Genomic DNA, 19009 nt, shown 5'->3' on the forward strand with positions numbered 1-19009 from the left:
ATGCTTGATTTGCGATTAGAAAATCATAAAAATAGCTTACATCGCAAAAAGCTCAACCTCAGAATCAATTGACAGCAGCTTAATATTGTCATATAATATGTTTTGCGCAGTAAACAGGGGTGTAGCTCAATTGGTAGAGTAGCGGACTCCAAATCCGTTGGTTGCGGGTTCGATTCCTGCCGCCCCTGCCATAAGAAAACCAAGTCTTGCAAGGTTTGCGAGGCTTTTTTATTTTTCTTGATAAGTGTCTTTTAGAGGAATTGCCGACTATTTGCCGACTATTGCCCCGAAATGATACATTAAGCTACTATAAGATACGTTAAAAAATAAGACACTAGCGCGAGCGTCTCAACTGCGTTAATGCCTTACAATATCAGGGTGGCTCCTGCCATTGCCTTCTCCGAATCCGAGACCCCAATTCGGACGCAGAATACTTTCCCTGACTCAGCCTACCAGCAACATTGTCGGCTTCGCTCCGACGATTGGCTAACTCTAATTATGACTTGCCCGGGGCGGTGCTGTCAAGTAAAAATACTTAACACCTTTTTAACTTATCTATCGCCCGGACAAACTCTTTGTATCCGCTTCCCTTAAATACGGTAATAAGCTTAGAAAATTAGGATAGGGGGCGAAATTTAGCCGCCGACCCTCCTACACCACCGTACAAGCCGGCCTGGCATACGGCGGTTCGCCAGAATGAGCGTACTTCGAGTACCTTTGTGTCAGGCTTACCAAACCAAGGCTTGTAAGGTATTCATTGGTTAAGGTGCGACTTAAGATAGGGCTATTGGAGATTCTCCAGTAGCCTTTTCTTGTGTTGGCGTATTCCCATGCTTTACGGTTATCTATTCCGAGTCTTACGAGATTATCATGTCTCGTTTTGATTTTCCGCCACTGTTGTTAAACAGCAAAATATAAGAGTAATAGATGGCTGATTTTAGTCAAAATAAATGATTATGATTAAGGCTGACTGGATAGAATATCGTGACGGAGAAAAGTCACGATATTCTGTTATTATGGGGGGGAAAAGAAGAGAAAACGCTCGTGGTTTGGGTCCCCGCGTCTTCTCTTCTCGTAGAAAATGGTTAAAATGCACCATTTCCAAATAACGATACAAGAATATTCTAACCGGGGAAAGGAAAATTTATTCCCTGATATTTACAGATGTCCTAATCCAAGCTGTCGATATGAAGGAAGACTACATCGGCATGGTTTTTACACAAGAAACGGATTAGGGTTATCCGCATCATATATTGTGGTAATTCAGCGCTATTACTGTCCTGTCTGCAAAAACCCCCTTTATAGAAGGCCGCCGGTTACGATATAATTCAGCCATTATTTTAACTTTAACTTACTACAATTAATTTGCGTCTAATTAGCCTTTATTTCTGCCACTTTTCCCTTGAAAATGCTGCTCATCTTCTCTGCTGATTCTTAGCTCGATAAAAGAGATAAGCAGCCGATTAAGGCTGCTATAAGAATTTAGTTGACGCCTAGTTTTTCTTTTAGTGCGTCCTGAAGCACTTTAGATAGACTAATTCCAGCTTCAGCAGCTTTGGAATCCATCCAACTAGGTATACTAACAGTACGACGCACTGCACGATTATCGCGTATCTCAGCACGAATGAGACTTGCAAATTGGCCGTCGGCAGTAATTATATTCTTAATATCACTCGGTGCTGGAATTTGTTCGTTTTCATCCAGTAAATATTCAATCCATTGAGTTAGTGCTTTTTGAGCCATATACATAGCGTTAGCCAATGATTTACCTTCGCTGATACAACCGGGTAAATCCGGAAAGGTAATTGTATAACTGCCATCGCTGTTGTGTTCGAAGATGGCTGGATAAATGTAATCCATAAGAGCATCTCCTTTCTGTAGTAAATTATTATTTTTATATTATGATCCCCTTGTGGGGCAGAGTCTATTTCAACCCCGCGTTCTTGAAGATTTGTCTTGCAGTGTTTTCGTTTATCTCTCTGTGCCTTGGGACTTGCACGGCTCTTTTATTTGGAGCTTTGTAGATTGTATGGTCTCCATCGTCCCGTATTTCTCTAAAGCCGTTTGATTCGAGCATCCTTACCAAGTCCCGGCGTTTCATCGTTTTCTTACCTCCTCTCTACTTTTTTATTATATTACGTAAATTACGTAATGTAAACATAAATACAAAGAAGAATATTTGCGTAGTAAAAATAAAGACCGAGAGGCCCAAACCTTTTTGTAAAATGGTTTTAATACAATAGCTGGAAGCCTTAACCCGCTGCATATCAACACCATCCGTAACTGTTTTTATTTTAAAATTATTACCGTATAGTTACTCACAGTATTCGTTGATTATTATGTAACATGGTACACAAAAAAAGCAGGAGAGGAGTTACGAAAATGCGAGTAACTAAAGAACGCGAAAAGAAAGGCTGGAGTAAGGGCGAACTATCGCGGCGTAGTGGTGTGGGGCTAAGCGAAATCAGCCGCATAGAAGCTGGGAAACTGTTTCCTTACCCCGGCTGGCGCCGAAAAATTGCCGACGCCCTGGGCAAACCGGAGGAAGTCCTGTTCCCTGAATACTGCACAAAAAAGGAGGTGTAATGTAACTATGCCGCGCATGAGGACAATTGCTCAAGCCGTTGCGCAACTCAAGGAGCAGGACCCCGGCAGCTCCGTCTCAGAATAGCGGATTAGACAGATAATCAAAAGCGGTAAATTACCTTGTCACCGGGCCGGGAATAAATACCTCCTGGATATGGACAACTTAGAAGATTTTTTAAAAAATCCTCCCCCAGAAGCCGCACCAGCCGTTCCCGAGTTTGGCAAGCTACGCTCGGTTACGGTTAGGCGGTGATTACATGAATCAGCATCGTTTATATAGTTTGCTTAAAGGCTATCGCCTAACCCTGGAACTGATCGCGGAAGTTCAAACAATGGACCCCGAAGAAATGCGCCGGGGAGTTTTGGAATTCTTGACGATGCTTTATTACAACGGTGATCCAAATGGCCCTGGGTTAGCTGGCCGACCGTAAGTTGTGAGCCGGCTGAAAAACTTCCTCCTTATTGCATATATACCGCTCGTCATGGCTGTCCTGTGCCTCGACCATAAACTGCCGGGCGTGACGGTCCTGCGGTCCTGCGCTGGGTTAAATTTGCTCTTTTGCTCTTTTTGTTTATTGCCGCGTTTGTAATTGAAAAGCTTTTTCGCGAACAATACACTTTTCTTCTCGCTATGTTTTTTGCGGTTTCCGGAGATTTCTTCTTTACCATAAAACTTACTTTTTCTCCACCTGAAAACCTGCCTTTAATCCTTGGAACAGCCAATTTTCTTGCCGCTTACCTCTGCCTGATCGCAGCATTCCAAAAAAACCCCCGTTATGACCGCTGGGAGCTTTTTGCCCTCTGCCCTTATCTCATCACCTGCCCTTCGATTTTTCTGAAGTTCGGTGGCATAATTACCGGAGCCGCATTCTGGGGGAGTCTGGCATTCGTTTTTGTTCTCTGCTATATGGCCTGGAGATCGGCCTGTACAATCAAAGAAGGATACTACAGCCTGAAATCCTCCCTGCTGATGGCCTTATCGGGGCATCTTATGCTCATCAGCGACCTTGCCGTGGGAATAGCCGTGTTCGCTTACGGGGCAAAAGGCTTTTCTCCAGTGCTGGAAAACATCATCTGGGGCACCTTCCTTCCGGCCTGGGCCATCATCATGTGCCTGATCTGCGAAAAACACCTGCTGCGCCGCCAGTGCCGCCGTTAAAAAAACGGTTAACCAGTCACAAGCAAAAGGACCGACCATAACAAGATATGGGCCGGCCCTTTTTATAGTTTCACATTCTTTCTTTTCCGTTTCTGGTTTTACTTTTGGGTTTCCTGCTCGCGTTTCGCGTTTTCGATTATTTCTTTTGAAATTTGCTGGGGAACATCTTCATAGTGATCAAATTCCATAGTGAAACTGCCCCGCCCCTGGGTAATGGATTTCAGGTCGATGGCGTACCGGTACATCTCCGCAAGAGGAACCTGGGCTTTAACAACTTGCCACTTACCCTGCGGCTCCATTCCAAGTATGCGGCCGCGCTTGCCGTTCAAATCGCTGATGATGTCGCCCATGAACTGTTCGGGGACATGAACCTCAACGTTCATAATTGGCTCCATTAGGACGGGCTTGGCTTTTTCCACACCCTTTTTAAAGCACATATGGGCGGCAATCTTAAAAGACATTTCGGAAGAGTCAACCTCATGGTAGGAACCATCAAAAAGCGTCACCTTGATGTTTGTCATGGGATAGCCGGCCAGTATACCTTCGGCCATCGCTTCACGCACACCTTTTTCCACGGCCGGATGATAGTTCTTGGGCACAACTCCGCCAAAAATCGTCTCTTCAAATTGAAATTCCTGGTCGGGCAGCGGCTCGAAGCGCAGCTTAACGTGGCCGTACTGGCCATGCCCGCCGGACTGTTTTTTGTGTTTATATTCGAACTCGGCGCTCCCTCTGATTGTTTCACGGTATGGCACCTTCGGCGTCCGGGTGTTCACTTCGACGCCGAACTTGCGCTGCAGCCTCTCGATCGTGATGTCCAGGTGCTGCTCTCCCATCCCCGTAAGAAGGGTTTCTTTCGTCTCGGTGTTTTTTTCCAGTCGAAGAGTAGGGTCTTCTTCCACCAGCCTGTTAAGAGCAGTGCCGACTTTATCTTCATCGTTGCGCGACTTTGCTTCCACGGCAACTGAATATGTCGGAGCCGGGAATTTAACCCCTTCCAGCAATCCGGTCTTATCCTTTACGCCAAGCGTATCGCCTGTAGTGGTTTCCGAAAGCTTCGCAATGGCCACTATGTCTCCGGCTTGGGCCTCGGTCACTGTATCCTGGTTCTTGCCTCTCATTACCATCAACGAACCAAAACGCTCATCTTTTTCCTTATTGACATTATACACGGTGGAATCGCTTTTCAAAACGCCGCTGACCACCCGCACAAAACTGAGCTTGCCGACAAAGGGATCGGCCAGTGTTTTAAATACTACGGCCGCCAGCGGTTCGGAATTCAAATCCTCGCCTTCCGCTCCGACAGCGTCCAGCGGGGAGGGCATCAATTCAATAATCGCGTCCACAAGTGGCTGTATCCCGATATTTTTCAATGCCGACCCGCAAAAAACCGGAACAACCTTGGCCTGCATGACGCCTGCTCTTAAACCCCTGTGCATTTCCTCGTCGGTGAGAGGTTCCCCTTCCAGGTACTTCATAAGCAGTTCATCATCACCTTCAGCGGCTGTTTCCATCAAAGCCTCCCTGTACTTTTCCACCTCTCCCTGCATGTCTTCCGGCACTAGGATTTCCTTTATCTTGTTCCCTTCAAACTGGTAAGCTTTCTTTTTAAGAATATCCACAACCCCGGAAAAGCTGTCTTCATTTCCTATGGGCAGCATTAGCGGCGCAATGTGATGGCCGAAACGTTCTTTCAGGTTATCCACCACCCGGTTGTAGCTAGAATTCTCTCTGTCCAGTTTGTTTACAAAGATGATGCGGGGAAGCTTTGCTTCTTCCGCGGCATCCCAGTGAACTTCTGTCTGGACCTCTACTCCGGCCACCCCGTCGACAACCAGGATTATGCTGTCCACGGCCCTCAGCGCGCTTCTCACTTCACCAATGAAATCGGCGTATCCAGGGGTATCCAGAACGTTGATCTTGTGGTCCTTCCACTCGACGGGAGCGAGAGCAGTACTCACCGTAACCTTTCTTTTTATTTCCTCCGGAAGATAATCTGTTGTGGTGGTACCGTCATCAACTTTTCCCAGGCGCGTGGTATGGCCGGCATTATAAAGCATGGCCTCGGCAAGTGAGGTTTTGCCCGCGCCGCCGTGAGCCAGGATGCCCACATTTCTTATTTTACTGCTTGGGTAAACTCGCAATTATTAGCCCCTCCTTCAGGAAGATATTTTTGCAGCGGCTGTCTTCAATAAAAGCAGGCATGAAGATTATAAAACTATCTATTAATTATACCTCATAAATTAAAAAAATCCTCCTTTTTAATTATGACAAATTTAGCGGGATTTGACACCAATCGCCTTTATTGTCTTGAGATTTTTTTCTCGCTTTCAACATAGTAATTGTTAGGCAGATATTGAGGGGAGAAAGGCTTTGAGGAAACAATCATTCTTAAAGGGCGCCTTCATTCTCGTTTTGGCCAGTGTTATTGTTAAAGCCCTGGGTTTTTTATATCAAATCATAATAATCAGGTTAATCGGGACAGAAGGGATCGGCATTTTTAACATGGTCTATCCTCTTTATATCGCGGCGCTGGTTATTATAACTGCCGGCCTGCCGCTGGCCGTTGCCAAGTTCGTCTCGGAGGAAACTGCCCGCTCCAACTATCCTGCTGCCGAAAAAACCCTGGGCATGGCCGCAGTAGCCCTTTTACTGCTGGCTACCTGCGGCGCATTTCTTTTGATTATCTTTTCCCCGCGCTTAATCAGGGCACTATACACGGATACCCGTGTTGTCCCTTCGTTTCTGATCCTGGCCCCGTCGCTGGTTTTGGCAGCCCTTTCTTCGTCCGTCAGGAGCTTTTTTCAGGGAATGCAGGATATGAGGCCAACCGCCGCTGCGCAGCTGGTCGAGCAGGTAATACGCTTTGCCTTGGGCATTGCTCTCGTTCATTTCCTCTTTCCGTTTGGACTGACCTGGGCGACATTAGGTCTATCGCTCGCCATCCTCTGCAGCGAGATCGGCGGTTTTATTTATTTGTGGTACCATTTCCAAAAAAATTCCCATACGGGCAGGCTCCTTGCGCTGCCGTCGCCGCCGGCGCTTTTCAAACTGTTTTCCTTTGGCCTTCCGGTTACCGTCACCAGGACGGTTTCCACCATCATGACCGCCGTTGAAGCAGGTTTAATCCCACGCCAGCTAATGAAAGCGGGGTTTTCCGTCTCCCAGGCTACTTCTTTTTACGGGGAACTGACCGGGGTTGCTTTTACCCTCTTAATGATCCCCTCGACTCTCTCCTTCTCCCTCGCCACCTCAATACTCCCTGCGGTTTCTGAAGCGCAAAGCAAAAAACACAGCGAACTTTTGCAGCAGCGGGTTTCCGATGCTTTAGGGATCACCCTGCTTGCCGGCGTACCAAGCGCCTTAATCCTCTTTTACTGGGGACCGCACATGACCTCTCTGCTTTTTAATGCTCACCAGGCCGGTTTCCTGTTGCGTATCCTGGCCCTGGGCAGTATCTTTCTCTACCTGGCCCAGACATCTTCAGGCATCCTCCAGGGAATGGGGTCGGTTATGACCATCTTTTTCACAAGCCTTGCCAGTGGAGTGCTTCGCCTGTCTGGTATTTACTTCTTTGGAAGCCACCCGGTTCATGGTCTAACTGCTATTGCTTTCAGCTACGTAACCGGTTTTGTCGTTATTGCCTTCTTAAACCTGCTGGCCGTAAAACAAAAATCCGGGTTCTGTCTTGAACCGGTTTTCTACATGCGTTTGTTCCTGGCCAGCCTTGTTGTCGTTTTTCTGCTGAAATCAACTACCCCCCTGCTCGGGGAAAATGTTCTTGTTTTGATACTCCTCACCTTGCTTTGCGGGGCTGTTTTTTTTACCGTCCTTATCTTGTCCGGCGATAAATACAGCAGGATTATCCTGGGCCAACTGCTGAGATTAAAAAGAAATTAACCCGGCGTTTTTATCTCCAGCCGTTCAAAACCGGCTGATTTGATCCGGTTGATGAGCCGGTAATTAGTCAAATCAAAGTGAATGGGAGAGACCGAAACATAATTTTGCTCTACCGCCACCACATCAATTTCCGGATCTACCTCGTCGTGGGGAATAAGATCTCCTTTCAGCCAGAAATATACATTACCCCTGGGATCAACCCGCCTGTCGAATACATTTTTATACTCGCGCATGCCCAGGCGGGTCACTTTGAAACCTCTTATCTCTTTTTTGTCTACCGGCGGCACATTGACATTGAGAAGCGTATCCGGCGGCAGCAACTCTTTTTTCTTTTGCAAATGGCAGGCCAGGGTAAAGGCTGCTTCCGCAGCCGCGCCGTAATCGCCATACTCATCGGAGGCCAGAGAAACAGCGATTGAAGGTATTCCGAGAACAATCCCTTCAATCGCCGCCGATACTGTCCCCGAATAAATCACATCCGTGCCCAGATTTGGGCCGCTGTTTATCCCGGAAATCACCAGCCCGCACTTTCCGATCAATTCCTGCACGGCCAGTTTGACGCAATCAGCGGGCGTTCCCATCACGGCCCAGGCGTTATTAACCCCTTCAAAATTCATCCTCTTGATACGTATGGGATCCCTGACGGTAATCCCATGACCTGTGGCGCTTCTTTCCTCAGCAGGAGCAACTACCGCCACTTCGCCCAGCCCCTTCATTTGTCGGGCCAGGATTTGAAGCCCGGGCGCCAGAATCCCGTCATCATTCGTTACCAGGATCAGCATGTATCCTCCTTTGCATCAAGCAAGTAGAACTTTTTAGAACTCGTAAACATTAATTTTCATCGTGTTCGTTTCTTTGCTCTTTGTCAGTCCAAGCATTATATGCTTATCCTTGATGTTTTTATTTAAAAAATCAATAACCTGGTACATTTCGTCATAGTACGGAAAGCTTTTTGTCGCAAGCAAAACGAGCTTGGCCTCCTTTCCTTCCTGCCCTTCCATGTGAACCTCCTGTTTTGCGTTGTATTTAACGGTTGCCGTGAATAAGCGCCAGCGCTTCCGCCCTTGTGGCTTCCTGCGTCCTGAAAATGCCCCTTACGGCTGAAGTTATGGTTTTGCTTCCCGGTTTGTTCACACCTCTGATGGTCATACACATGTGCTCCGCTTCAATGACCACGATCACCCCGTAAGGCCTCAACCCTTTCATAACGGTATCGGCTATTTGCGTGGTCAGCCGCTCCTGCAGCTGCGGCCGGCGCGCGTACACGTCTACCACCCTGGCCAGCTTGGACAGTCCCGTTACCTTTCCGTTGCGCGGTATGTAAGCCACATGGGCCTTTCCGAAAAAAGGCAGCAGGTGGTGTTCACAAAAAGAATAAAGGGGTATATCCTTTACCAGGACCATCTCCTCATGCTGTTCGGTAAAGCTGACCTCCATGTGCTGTTCGGCATCCTGCCCCAGGCCGGAAAAAACCTCCTCGCACATTTTTGCATAGCGATAGGGCGTTAATTTCAACCCTTCCCGGTCAGGGTTTTCGCCGATTGCCTCCAGTATTTCCCTTACCGCCTTTTGAATCCTGTCCAGGTCCATCAAAACTGCTCCTTTTTTTCGTAATAATACGCTATTATTCTAGCACAATTCCCTTTTATTCTAAACCAAAAGCTTTATTATAACAATCCACCGCCAGCTTATTTGCGCCAAGCTCTTCATAAATCTGGGCAAGTGATGACCAGGCAATTTTTTTCCATTCCTGTTTATTTTTCAGGTGCTCGATGGCCTCGATGGCTTCCAGGTAGTTCTCCTGTTTTTTGAGACAGCAAACAAGATTATAGGCGATCTGGGGGTCACCTGCAGAAATCGCCAGTCCCCGGTAATAATGCTTTTCTGCCGTTTTTAAGTCCTCCATGCTTTCGTAAACCCAGGCAATATTATTTAACACCTCGGGGTCTTTCGAATTCTTCGCCATTATATTTTTTAGTATTTCCAGCGCTTGTCCTGCCTCTCCTTTTTTTGCATAAACGGCAGCCATGTTAAGCAGTGCTTCTCTATTATTCGCATCCAGGGCCAGGGCTTTCCGGTAATAACAAAGGCTTTCCTCGTACTTATTAAGCATCCCGTAACAGAAACCCAGCGCCGCAGCTATTTCTGCCTGGTCCTCACCGCCCTTAATTTTATGCAGCAGGACCGCCGCTTCCTTGTACCGCCCAAGCCTGATGTACACCGTGGCACAGTTATAAAGTATCGTCCCGTCGTTTTTTATAATCTTGACCGCTCTTTCCAGGTAAGACAAAGCTTGAACCGGCTCGTTCTGTCCAAGGCAGCACAGCCCGAGGTTATTCAATGTTCCGGCGTCTTCCGGTTCTTGCTCCAGGCACTGCCGGAAGCATTGAAACGCTCCCTCATAATCCTCTCTTCTTAACCTGATCTCTCCCTTGGCATAAAGCGCTTCCCACAGATTACCGCAGTTTTTCAAGGCCTCATCATAAAACTGTTCCGCCATGTATAAGCAGCCCATCTCCTCGCTTGATCTGCCCAACCAGTACAGGTTCCTGGCATCTCCACGGCCCATTCTTGCCGCCTGCGCAAAAGCGCGGTAAGCTTTTTCCCACTGCTTCTGCCTGGCATAGAGCGCTCCAAGAGTGGACCAGTCTTTATAATTGACCCTTTCCCCTTCTATAACCTTCCCCTGGTAATAAAGGGCCTTCTTACCGCTGCCAGCGAGCTGAAAAAGCACGGCCATAGTTTTAAAATAACCCTGTTTCAGGCTGTTTTTAATTTTAAACATCCACCAACAACCCCCTAGACAAAGGATAAGGATATAATCATCTTCAACTATATTCAACGCATTTTTACCATTTCCTTCCATCTTGACAGTTTTATTATCATCTACCGCCCTGCTAAAAATCATATTTGTTAATTACCGGCATATTGATAATATAAAAACCATGTGAGGTGAACACTGCACATGAGCAAGATTTCGCCAAGAACCCCATCCCCTGAAGGGTTTCAAATAACCAGCGTAGTAAAAGGACTGAGCTGGGCCCTGGTCATTACCATATTCCTGGGAATAACTATCAGCCTGTTACTGCAGTTTACCTCTCTTTCCGAAACCCTTTTACAGAACTTTTCCGCATTCATTTTTTTCATCAGCATGTTTTTCGGCGCTACCGTTGGCGCCCGGTCCGCAGGCAGCAAAGGGCTGCTTCACGGCCTTTGTGTAAGCGCGCTATACCTGGTGCTTGTCCTACTAACCGGACTGATCTGGAGCCCGGAAACATTTACGTTTGCCGGCCTGTTAAAAAGAACGGGGTTTGCCGTGCTGGCAGGAATACTGGGAGGTTTTACAGGGATCGGCCTGGCGGCAAAATAGCCAAAGAAAAGGAAAATGGGAGTACCGCGATACTCCCATTTTATTTGACTATTCTTTTTAAAAAATTACGCATGAATTTGGGCAGGGGGATAAAATAAACAGCTTTAATATCCTTCACGTCGGCACCCTCCATCTCATATTCTTTTCAAAATATTTTATTGCCGACTTCAAAAATGGTGACTGTCTGCCGGAAATTAATGCAGCGGCGGCAAAAATTCCCGCCCACCATAAGCCCTCCGCCCAGCTGGAAAAAAACAAAAGAAAAAATAAAAACGACGCCTGCCATAACTTCAGGCCTTTCTCCAGGTCCCTGCTCGCCAGCCAACTGACCGCCAGCACGGTAAGCGAACCCTGGAAAACCTGCACTTTTTGAGCCGCCATCAACCCTAAAACCGCCAGCCACGGCGTAAAAAAAAGTCCCTTAGCCTTCCGCACAGCCAGGACATTGCCGATAACATACAGCCCGGAAGCCGCCAGGAATTCCCTGTTTCCATTTTTTAAAAAAAGCCCCCAGGCATATCCTTTCAAAAAAGCAAAGACCCATGCCAGAATGAATACAAGCAGCCCCAAATTGTCCTTAAAGACCATCCATCCAGGATGAGGATAAACCATTCTCCTGCAAAGACGGTCCAACGAAGCCTCTTCATTCAACAAGAAACCCGCTGCTAAAGATAACGCTGCCAGGAACACCTGATGGCACCCCCCTGTCCACTATATCTATATGCCGGACAAGCAGGGTTATGATTATATCAGTACTTCGGCACCTTAATATTACTTATCATCAGGTACGACAAAACAATCGAGGCCACGGCGTAAAATCCCAGGGGCAGACGGTTAGACAGCAAGACAAATATTGCCATCATCGGCCCGGCAAAGGTTATCGGCACCCCTACAAAATACGTCTTGATGTTAAGCACATTGAAACGCGCCAACCTAATGGCTCCACAAAGCGCAAAGAGAGTCGAGATTATTAATCCCAAGTAACCCATATTATTCAGGATGCTGGCATAAGTCAGCAAAGCCGGGGCTACTCCGAAAGAAACAAGGTCCGCCAGCGAATCCAATTCCTTTCCGAAATCGGAAGTAACCTTCAGGCGGCGAGCCAGCCTTCCGTCCATTCCATCCAGAACCATGCCGAACAAAATAGCGACAGCCGCCTCTTTATAATGCCCCTCCATCGTAAACCAGAGCGAGGTTATGCCGAAAACCAGGTTTACCAGCGTAATTATGTTGGGAATCAATTTTTTATCCATACTGCACCCTCCCGATGATAGTCTTTCCACCTCTAACTTTCTGTCCGGGTTCAACTGAAACGATCGATGCCCTGGGCAAGTATACTTCCACGCAGGAACCGAACTTTATCAAGCCGAAGCGCTGGCCCTGCTCAAGCCTGTCGCCTGCTTTTACCCAACAAACGACCCTCCTCGCAATGAAGCCAGTCACTTGAACCACCAGGAGCGCAGTACTCGCGCTCGTTTCGCTCCGAATCCCCACATAATTTCTCTCATTTAACTGCGAGGCATGCCCTTTGAACGCCGGCAAGAACTTTCCCGGCTGGTAATGAACGTATTCCACCCTGCCTTGAATAGGGCTCCTGTTGACGTGGACATTAAAAACATTCATAAAAATGCTGACTTTTACGGCAGGTCCCTGCAAGTAGCGGGGTTCTTCCACCTCTTCCACGATAAGCACAACTCCATCCGCCGGGGAAATTACCTCTCCGGGCGCTGCCTGTGCGTTTCTTTCCGGATTTCGAAAAAAATAAAGAACAAAAACAGTAAAAAAGGCCGGCAATAGGGCTGCCAGGTAACCAAACAACAAATAGGCAGCAGCCGCCAGCACAATCCCGGCGATAACAAAAGGGAAAGCATCCGGCATGACTGGCCAATTGTCTCTTTTCAATCCTTCCACTTCCTCTCTGTTATGTTCTAATTTTATCATCTTTTTCTATTCAGGTAAAAGAGATTTACTTCTTCAGACCAAACTTGTCGAACCACTCCTCTATTTTATCAACGACCAAGCGGGTATCACCCGCCAAAAATTGGTGATGGGGAAGGGAATTAATGAAAATCCGGCCGTATTTCTTTTTGATCAGCCTGCTGTCAAGCACAACGACAACCCCACAGTCATTTACGGATCTTATCAGGCGTCCGTAACCCTGCCTGAACTTCAACACGGCCTGCGGCAAGCTGTAGTGATAAAAGCCGTCCTTGCCCTCACTGACCAATTCCTCCACCCTGGCCTCTGCCAGGGGATGGTTGGGAGGAAAAAACGGCAGCCTCACAATGACCAGCGAGGTAAGCGACTGGCCCGGCAGGTCAACCCCCTCCCAAAAAGTCCCGGACCCGAAGACTACTGCTTGCCGGTTGTTTTTCAACTCATCGACAAGCGTGTTCCTCCGCCCGTTGACGCCGTCGGCATATAGTTCCAACCCGGCCTGTCTTAAAGGCTCAACCAGGTTTTCAAACATGTAGCGCATTTGTTTATGAGAGGTAAACAGCACCATCGTACTGCCCCTTGTTGTTAAAAGGAGCTTTTGCAGGGCCCCGGCAACAGCCATATTGTAACTTTCTTCTCCGCTTCGGGCGGGATCGGGAAGACTCTCGTCAATCAGCAAAAGGGCTTGCTCTTCGTAAAAAAACGGCGAGGGCGCCTCGAGCGTATCCACCAGTTCCACCGGTATGCCCAGCTGTTCAACGAGATAATCAAAACTTTCCTCCACGCATAAAGTGGCTGAGGTCAGGACAACCGAAGTCTTTTTGGTAAAAAGCATATCATGAAACAGTTCTCCCATTTTTAGAGGCGTGACATTAAGGCGCAGGTCGTTTTTGGCGGTGTCTTTTTCGAGCCAGTAGACCTTGTTTTTTGCCTGTTCCCCGGAAAAAAACACCCTGGCGAGTTCATAATCAGTCTTCAACTTGCCGTGAAGAGTCCTGAGCATCCGCAAGGGTGAAATCCCCTCGCCGGTTTCGCCGTCTTCAAGGGCAGACAGCAGAAAATGAAGGCGGTCAAGAAACCGGGCTGCGCCTAAAAGCAGGTTGTCAAACATCACTTCCAGCACCTGCCACCACCGTTCCGTTCTGGTCCGTTCATGCACCCTGAGCGTCTCAATCGCCTCGTTTTCAAGAAAATACTTCTTTATCTCTTCTCCGTCCTCATTAATCCGCGAAATCAACGCTTCCAGATCACGGATAGCCGAAAGCATCTCTTTCGCCGCAACGTTTTCCTTATTAGCCCTGGCCGAAAAATGCTGTTTCCAAAAATGAAGGAGCCCCGTTTTCAACACTATATCCCGTTTATTCTGCAGCCGGGCCATCCTTTTGAGAAAATCTTGCAGGGAGAAAACCTCTCCGAACAGCCTGGTCCCTTCCTCTTCCAGGTGATGAGCCTCGTCCACGATAAGATACTGGTAGTCCGGCAGGATGTTTTCGCCCGTTTTAAGATCAGACAAAAGCAGGGAATGGTTGACAATGATAACATCGGCCTCCTGCGCCTTTTGCCTGGCTTTTTGGTAAAAGCATTCATCACCGAAAGGACAGGCAGCGCCCAAACAACTCTCGCTGGATGAGGACAGCTGCTGGTACAAATCAATTTCCGGTTCCCACAAGTTAATGTTATCCCTGTCTCCCGTTTTATCAGTGCTCATCCAAAGGCTGACCCTGGCCATGAACAACTTTTCCGGCCAGGACATGGATGCAGCGCTTTCTTGGGCTATCTTCCACTTATACAAACAAAGATAATTGTTGCGGCCTTTTAAGACAGCGGCTTTAAATGGTATCCCCACTTTTTTTTGCAAAAACTCGACTTCCTTTTTAAACAATTGTTCCTGCAAGGAAATGGTATGAGTGGCTACCACAACCTTCTCCCCCTGCGTTAAAGACCACACAACACCTGGCGTGAGATAAGCCAGGGACTTCCCGACTCCCGTGCCGGCTTCCACAAGTAGATGGCGTTGCTGCTGGAAAGCCTTGGCCACGCCTTTCACCATCTTAACCTGCTGCGCCCTTACCTGGTAATCTTTTAACCCTGCGGCAATCCTGCCGCCCGGCTGAAACATTCTTTCCAGCCCAGCAATGTCCCACTCCAGTTCATGCTCACCGGCAGCATTCGCCTCAGGTGAACCCGTATCCGGCTCAACGCATAAATCAAAATAATAATGACCTTTTTTCTCCTTCAGTATTTCTTTGAACAGTCCAGCTAAGCCGTTGTTCTCCTGTTCAAAAAAATGCGCCGTTCCCAGGAGGATATTCAGGGGAAGCGACCTGACCTTTTCCAAAAGGTGGAAAAAAAGTCTTTCCAGCGCGAGAACATCGGGCAAGGCCCGGTGCGACATTTCCACTGGAATAGACAATTCCCTGGAAAGGTGGCGAAGGCTGTACGAATTTGATCGGGGATAAATCAGCCTGGAAAGCTCAACCGAGTCAATCCGTTGGTTTTCCAGACGCCTGCCCAAGGCTTCTTCAATAAAGCCAATATCAAACCCGGCATTGTGAGCAACTAACACCCTGCCGTCCAGTATTCTCATCAGTTCTTCCTTAATTTCCTCAAAAGACGGGGCCTCCTGCACCATGGACTGATTTATCCCGGTCAGGGCTGTAATATACAGCGGCATCTTAACCCCGGGATTAACCAGAGTATTGAATACTTCGCGTGTGCCTGCCTTGTTTTTTACAACTGCGGCTATCTCAATTATTTTATCAATCCGGGGGTTAATACCCGTTGTTTCCACATCAAGGAAAACCCACTCAATGTCCTTCATGGCATCCTCGCTTACAAAGCCCAGTCTTCCAGGTATTCTTTCTGTGCGCTTGTCAGCTCATCAATCTCCAGGCCCAGTGCCTCAAGACGCAGTTGAGCCACCTTCCTGTCTATCTCATGAGGAACAGGCTGAACTCCCTGTTTCAGGCTGCCTTTATGCCTGTTCAAATAAGCCAGAGAAAGTGCCTGAAGGGCAAAAGAGAGGTCCATGATTTCCACGGGGTGACCGTTGCCCGAGGCAAGGTTAACCAGTCTTCCTTCCGCCAGCAAAAAAAGCTTGCGCCCGTCTCTCATCACGTATTCTTCGATCCCCGGCTTGATCAGGCGGCTGGAAACGGAGCTTTCACGCAAATCCGGTTTACTTATCTCAACGTCAAAATGGCCGGCATTTGCCAGGAGAGCACCGTCCGGCATCACCTCAAAATGCTCTCTGCGGATAACGTCGCGGTTTCCGGTAACCGTCACAAAAACATGTCCGATTGCGGCGGCTTTCTTCATTGGCAGGATTTCAAACCCGTCCAGCAGGGCCTCATTTGCTTTGATGGGATCAACTTCCACAATAATGACCCTTGCGCCAAGTCCTTTCGCCCGCATCGCCACACCTTTGCCGCACCAACCGTAGCCGGCGACAACTACATTTTTCCCGGCCACGACAAGATTCGTGGTGTGCATTATGCCTTCCCAAACAGACTGCCCTGTACCGTAACGGTTATCGAACAGGTATTTCATATAGGCGTCATTTACGGCAATAACCGGTATTTTAAGCACCCCGGCCTTTTCCATGGCTCTTAAACGCGACAAACCGGTGGTGGTTTCTTCACAGCCGCCAACGATACCGGGAAGTAGGCTGCTGTATTCCTTGTGGAGGAGAGCAAGAAGGTCACCCCCATCGTCAATGACGAGGTTTGGTTCGCAGGCGAGCGCCTGCCTGTGGTGGTGTTGATATTCTTCTCCTGTCGCCCCGCGCCACGCGTAAGCCCTGATCCCGTCCTCCACCAGAGCGGCAACAACATCGTCCTGAGTTGAAAGCGGGTTGGAGGCAGTTGCCGTCACATCCGCGCCGCCCGCCTGCAAAACCTGGGCAAGATAACCCGTTTTTGCTTCCAAGTGAAGACAAACAGCAATCTTCTGCCCGGCAAGGGGTTTTTTCCTGCTAAAATCGTCCTTTATCATGTTTAAAACCGGCATAAAATTTTTTACCCAGTCAAGTTTAGCCCGGCCGGCCGGCGCCAGGCTGATGTCCCGGATACTTGATTTTTCAGACAATTCAATTCCTCCTTGTAAACAGATACTTTCCCTCAATTTAAGACAGAATTGTTCACGGTATTATTATTCTACCAGATTTTCCCGGGGTGTTAAATTTATTTATGACCAGCAATATTCAACTTGTGCGGCAGCTTTTGTTATGCCACAATATCGTTTGAGGTGATGTCAATTTGGAGATCAAAGAAATGCAGTCACGTGTCGACGACTGGATCAGCCAATTCGAGGAGGGTTATTGGCAGCCGGCAAGCATGACCCTTCGCCTGGTGGAGGAGGTCGGTGAACTGGCCCGCGAAGTCAACCACCTCTTCGGAGAAAAAACAAAAAAACCGGAAGAAGCACAAACCGACCTGGAACTGGAGCTTGGCGACATCCTGTTCATTGTGCTTTGTTTTGCCAACGCCCAGGAGATTGACCTTGAAAGAGCCTTCCTCAGGGTAATGGAGAAGTATTACCACCGGGACGCCAATCGCTGGACAAGAAAAAAGACTTAAAGCTCTGCCGGCATTATTTGTCTTTGACTTTTCCCCCTTTATGTTTTATAATTTTTTTGCCGCTTTATTGCGTCCATGTGCGCCCGTAGCTCAGTGGATAGAGCGCTGGCCTCCGGAGCCAGGTGCGTAGGTTCGATTCCTACCGGGCGTACCATTTTGATACGTGTTTCTTCCGGCAAAACCGGAAGTTTTTTATTCGGTCTTCCCAGGCTTAATGCCCGGTCTGCTTCTCATCTCAAACCGGTAAAACCATTCTGCCGGAACGCTTCATAAACCAGTATAGCCACGGAATTGCTGAGGTTCAGGGAGCGAACACCCGAACGCATGGGAATTCGCACAGTGCGGTCAGGATAGCCCCCCAGCAAACAATCAGGCAAACCCCTGGTCTCTTTGCCGAAAACCAAAAATGCGCCGGGGGGATAAAAGACATCCGTATAGCGTTTCCCTCCGCTGGTTGTGGCCAAAAACAGCAGTGACCTCTCGGCTTTATCAAGGAATTCGTCGATATTCCTGTAAATGTGCACATCAAGCAGGTGCCAGTAGTCCAGCCCGGCTCTTTTCAATTGCCGGTCGTCGATAGAGAATCCCAGCGGTTCCACAAGGTGGAGACTGCAGCCGGTAACGGAACAGGTTCGAGCTACATTCCCCGTATTCGCTGGGATTTCCGGTTCAACCAGCACAATGTTAAACATCGCTCTCACCTTTGCCGCACAGTTCTGTCCAGAGTTCCGGGGTTACCATGTCAACCAGTAGAATATCACTAAACTCCGCCTTCCCTGTCCAGGCGTTTTCCGGCCAGTCGGCAGCCTGCACATCCGGGGCGTCGGCTTCGTGAATCGCCGCCTCCGTTCCCCCGGCTGCAATCCACAGACGCACCAGTTCGTCCTCCCCCGTGTTGACAACAGCTTCCCTCAGCTTTGCAGCCCTGGGAGAACAGGCGGTACAAATATACGTCCGGCAGACAAGAAGTCTTTGTTGATAATGAAGACACCTCTTTTTTTTCTTATCCAAAAAAATGCAGTCACCTTCATAATCGCGGGCTAAAACAATATCTACAGACCGGCCTGAAACGGCGATATAAGTAAAGCGCCTCAACAGTTCAGCAAAATCCAGGGCGGGAGCCAGCTTTTTATGCATCGTTAATACATCCACGCTTGTTAGGGGCATCCTCTCCCGGCAGCAAACATCACACCCTTCACAGCTGGATTTTCTCGCTCTTAAGCGGTCAAAATCGGCCGTGAGGATATAATCTCCCAGTGCCGCACAGTAATCGTCCACACTAGCCCCCTCGTCACACACCCGGATATCAAGACCTTTTATGCCGTTCTTTCTGTAAGGTACAACCTCAACTCTGCCCTTGCTCATAAGTTCTTCCCCACCGGAGATTTTATGATAACATTTTTTACCATTATGGCAATACTATAAACGAAGCATCCAGCGCGTGGCACCTTGATTATCTTAACAGCAATAATCTAACTC

The 19009-nt window shown here is 48.2% G+C and carries 20 protein-coding genes, 2 tRNA genes and 1 pseudogene; 8 read left to right on the top strand and 15 right to left on the bottom strand.

The features are described 5' to 3' along the window. The first annotated feature begins 115 nt into the window (after positions 1 to 115). Positions 116 to 191, top strand: a tRNA-Trp gene (locus NUV48_11290). A 460-nt stretch (positions 192 to 651) separates the two neighbouring features. Here the strand turns inward: NUV48_11290 and NUV48_11295 are convergent. From NUV48_11295 to NUV48_11305, 3 genes and pseudogenes are all read right to left on the bottom strand, one after another. After that, positions 652 to 906: pseudogene (locus NUV48_11295) on the bottom strand (hypothetical protein). A 576-nt stretch (positions 907 to 1482) separates the two neighbouring features. Further along, positions 1483 to 1860, bottom strand: a complete 378-nt coding sequence (locus tag NUV48_11300) for a type II toxin-antitoxin system HicB family antitoxin (protein MCR4442722.1) — start codon at positions 1858 to 1860, stop codon at positions 1483 to 1485. Positions 1861 to 1924: 64 nt separating this feature from the next. Next, on the bottom strand, positions 1925 to 2101 hold the full coding sequence (locus NUV48_11305; protein MCR4442723.1) for a type II toxin-antitoxin system HicA family toxin: 177 nt from the start codon (positions 2099 to 2101) through the stop codon (positions 1925 to 1927). A 281-nt stretch (positions 2102 to 2382) separates the two neighbouring features. On the opposite strand from NUV48_11305, the gene NUV48_11310 reads away from it, so the two are divergent. The 3 genes from NUV48_11310 (at position 2383) to NUV48_11320 (ending at position 3745) form a co-directional block, all read left to right on the top strand. Beyond that, entirely contained in the window at positions 2383 to 2586 is a 204-nt protein-coding gene (locus tag NUV48_11310; protein MCR4442724.1) for a helix-turn-helix transcriptional regulator, read from the top strand. Between the two features lie 257 nt (positions 2587 to 2843). Then, the gene (locus NUV48_11315; GenBank protein ID MCR4442725.1) at positions 2844 to 3017 is read left to right on the top strand and encodes a hypothetical protein; all 174 of its coding nucleotides are present in this window, start codon (positions 2844 to 2846) and stop codon (positions 3015 to 3017) included. Between the two features lie 104 nt (positions 3018 to 3121). Further along, positions 3122 to 3745 carry a lysoplasmalogenase family protein gene (locus NUV48_11320; protein ID MCR4442726.1) on the top strand — a complete coding sequence of 208 codons (624 nt, stop codon included), beginning with the start codon at positions 3122 to 3124 and terminating at the stop codon, positions 3743 to 3745. Positions 3746 to 3843: 98 nt separating this feature from the next. Here NUV48_11320 and fusA read toward each other — a convergent pair whose 3' ends face one another. Then, the gene (gene fusA / locus NUV48_11325) at positions 3844 to 5889 is read right to left on the bottom strand and encodes an elongation factor G (protein MCR4442727.1); all 2046 of its coding nucleotides are present in this window, start codon (positions 5887 to 5889) and stop codon (positions 3844 to 3846) included. Between the two features lie 229 nt (positions 5890 to 6118). On the opposite strand from fusA, the gene NUV48_11330 reads away from it, so the two are divergent. After that, positions 6119 to 7645: a polysaccharide biosynthesis protein gene (locus NUV48_11330; protein MCR4442728.1), complete on the top strand. Its 1527-nt coding sequence runs from the start codon at positions 6119 to 6121 to the stop codon at positions 7643 to 7645. Here the strand turns inward: NUV48_11330 and surE are convergent. From surE to NUV48_11350, 4 genes are read right to left on the bottom strand one after another with little or no spacing between them, the layout of a single operon-like run. Then, entirely contained in the window at positions 7642 to 8427 is a 786-nt protein-coding gene (gene surE / locus NUV48_11335; GenBank protein ID MCR4442729.1) for a 5'/3'-nucleotidase SurE, read from the bottom strand. The genes NUV48_11330 and surE overlap by 4 nt on opposite strands. Positions 8428 to 8460: 33 nt before the next feature. Further along, positions 8461 to 8646 (bottom strand): YpmA family protein, encoded by a 186-nt coding sequence (locus tag NUV48_11340; GenBank protein ID MCR4442730.1) that lies wholly within the window; start codon positions 8644 to 8646, stop codon positions 8461 to 8463. A 25-nt stretch (positions 8647 to 8671) separates the two neighbouring features. Beyond that, the gene (gene folE, locus NUV48_11345; protein MCR4442731.1) at positions 8672 to 9238 is read right to left on the bottom strand and encodes a GTP cyclohydrolase I FolE; all 567 of its coding nucleotides are present in this window, start codon (positions 9236 to 9238) and stop codon (positions 8672 to 8674) included. Between the two features lie 52 nt (positions 9239 to 9290). Beyond that, positions 9291 to 10430 carry a tetratricopeptide repeat protein gene (locus NUV48_11350; protein MCR4442732.1) on the bottom strand — a complete coding sequence of 380 codons (1140 nt, stop codon included), beginning with the start codon at positions 10428 to 10430 and terminating at the stop codon, positions 9291 to 9293. Positions 10431 to 10610: 180 nt separating this feature from the next. Between NUV48_11350 and NUV48_11355 the strand changes: the two genes are divergently transcribed. Then, positions 10611 to 11015: a TIGR04086 family membrane protein gene (locus NUV48_11355; GenBank protein ID MCR4442733.1), complete on the top strand. Its 405-nt coding sequence runs from the start codon at positions 10611 to 10613 to the stop codon at positions 11013 to 11015. Positions 11016 to 11129: 114 nt separating this feature from the next. On the opposite strand, the gene NUV48_11360 is transcribed toward NUV48_11355, so the two are convergent. The 5 genes from NUV48_11360 to NUV48_11380 form a co-directional block, all read right to left on the bottom strand. Next, the gene (locus NUV48_11360) at positions 11130 to 11705 is read right to left on the bottom strand and encodes a hypothetical protein (GenBank protein MCR4442734.1); all 576 of its coding nucleotides are present in this window, start codon (positions 11703 to 11705) and stop codon (positions 11130 to 11132) included. A gap of 59 nt (positions 11706 to 11764) precedes the next feature. After that, complete coding sequence (gene pssA / locus NUV48_11365) at positions 11765 to 12268, bottom strand: CDP-diacylglycerol--serine O-phosphatidyltransferase (GenBank protein ID MCR4442735.1); 504 nt, start codon at positions 12266 to 12268, stop codon at positions 11765 to 11767. Continuing rightward, a complete protein-coding gene (locus NUV48_11370; protein MCR4442736.1) occupies positions 12261 to 12917 on the bottom strand; it encodes a phosphatidylserine decarboxylase family protein in 657 nt (218 codons plus the stop codon). The genes pssA and NUV48_11370 overlap by 8 nt, the downstream gene beginning before the upstream one ends. A gap of 64 nt (positions 12918 to 12981) precedes the next feature. Beyond that, positions 12982 to 15774 (bottom strand): exonuclease domain-containing protein, encoded by a 2793-nt coding sequence (locus tag NUV48_11375; protein MCR4442737.1) that lies wholly within the window; start codon positions 15772 to 15774, stop codon positions 12982 to 12984. An 11-nt stretch (positions 15775 to 15785) separates the two neighbouring features. Next, positions 15786 to 17045 carry an adenosylhomocysteinase gene (locus tag NUV48_11380; GenBank protein ID MCR4442738.1) on the bottom strand — a complete coding sequence of 420 codons (1260 nt, stop codon included), beginning with the start codon at positions 17043 to 17045 and terminating at the stop codon, positions 15786 to 15788. 164 nt (positions 17046 to 17209) lie between these two features. On the opposite strand from NUV48_11380, the gene NUV48_11385 reads away from it, so the two are divergent. Both NUV48_11385 and NUV48_11390 read left to right on the top strand, forming a co-directional pair. Next, positions 17210 to 17530, top strand: a complete 321-nt coding sequence (locus NUV48_11385; GenBank protein ID MCR4442739.1) for a nucleotide pyrophosphohydrolase — start codon at positions 17210 to 17212, stop codon at positions 17528 to 17530. A 79-nt stretch (positions 17531 to 17609) separates the two neighbouring features. Beyond that, positions 17610 to 17684 (top strand) — tRNA-Arg (locus NUV48_11390). A gap of 76 nt (positions 17685 to 17760) precedes the next feature. Here the strand turns inward: NUV48_11390 and NUV48_11395 are convergent. Then, the gene (locus tag NUV48_11395) at positions 17761 to 18222 is read right to left on the bottom strand and encodes a tRNA (cytidine(34)-2'-O)-methyltransferase (GenBank protein ID MCR4442740.1); all 462 of its coding nucleotides are present in this window, start codon (positions 18220 to 18222) and stop codon (positions 17761 to 17763) included. Beyond that, a complete protein-coding gene (locus tag NUV48_11400; GenBank protein ID MCR4442741.1) occupies positions 18215 to 18895 on the bottom strand; it encodes a YkgJ family cysteine cluster protein in 681 nt (226 codons plus the stop codon). Before NUV48_11400 ends, NUV48_11395 begins: the two co-directional genes overlap by 8 nt. Between the last annotated feature and the right edge of the window lie 114 nt (positions 18896 to 19009).

The organism is Peptococcaceae bacterium (genome assembly GCA_024655825.1).
Classification (GTDB): Bacteria; Bacillota; Peptococcia; order DRI-13; family PHAD01; genus JANLFJ01.

Excerpts from the sequence above, each read along its gene's own strand:
- NUV48_11395 (MCR4442740.1), bottom strand. The coding sequence starts at position 18,222 with ATGTTTAACATTGTGCTGGTTGAACCGGAAATCCCAGCGAATACGGGG.
- NUV48_11300 (MCR4442722.1), bottom strand. The coding sequence starts at position 1,860 with ATGGATTACATTTATCCAGCCATCTTCGAACACAACAGCGATGGCAGT.
- surE (MCR4442729.1), bottom strand. The coding sequence starts at position 8,427 with ATGCTGATCCTGGTAACGAATGATGACGGGATTCTGGCGCCCGGGCTT.
- NUV48_11305 (MCR4442723.1), bottom strand. The coding sequence starts at position 2,101 with ATGAAACGCCGGGACTTGGTAAGGATGCTCGAATCAAACGGCTTTAGA.
- NUV48_11315 (MCR4442725.1), top strand. The coding sequence starts at position 2,844 with ATGAATCAGCATCGTTTATATAGTTTGCTTAAAGGCTATCGCCTAACC.
- pssA (MCR4442735.1), bottom strand. The coding sequence starts at position 12,268 with ATGGATAAAAAATTGATTCCCAACATAATTACGCTGGTAAACCTGGTT.
- NUV48_11340 (MCR4442730.1), bottom strand. The coding sequence starts at position 8,646 with ATGGAAGGGCAGGAAGGAAAGGAGGCCAAGCTCGTTTTGCTTGCGACA.
- NUV48_11400 (MCR4442741.1), bottom strand. The coding sequence starts at position 18,895 with ATGAGCAAGGGCAGAGTTGAGGTTGTACCTTACAGAAAGAACGGCATA.
- NUV48_11375 (MCR4442737.1), bottom strand. The coding sequence starts at position 15,774 with ATGAAGGACATTGAGTGGGTTTTCCTTGATGTGGAAACAACGGGTATT.
- NUV48_11355 (MCR4442733.1), top strand. The coding sequence starts at position 10,611 with ATGAGCAAGATTTCGCCAAGAACCCCATCCCCTGAAGGGTTTCAAATA.
- NUV48_11350 (MCR4442732.1), bottom strand. The coding sequence starts at position 10,430 with ATGTTTAAAATTAAAAACAGCCTGAAACAGGGTTATTTTAAAACTATG.
- NUV48_11310 (MCR4442724.1), top strand. The coding sequence starts at position 2,383 with ATGCGAGTAACTAAAGAACGCGAAAAGAAAGGCTGGAGTAAGGGCGAA.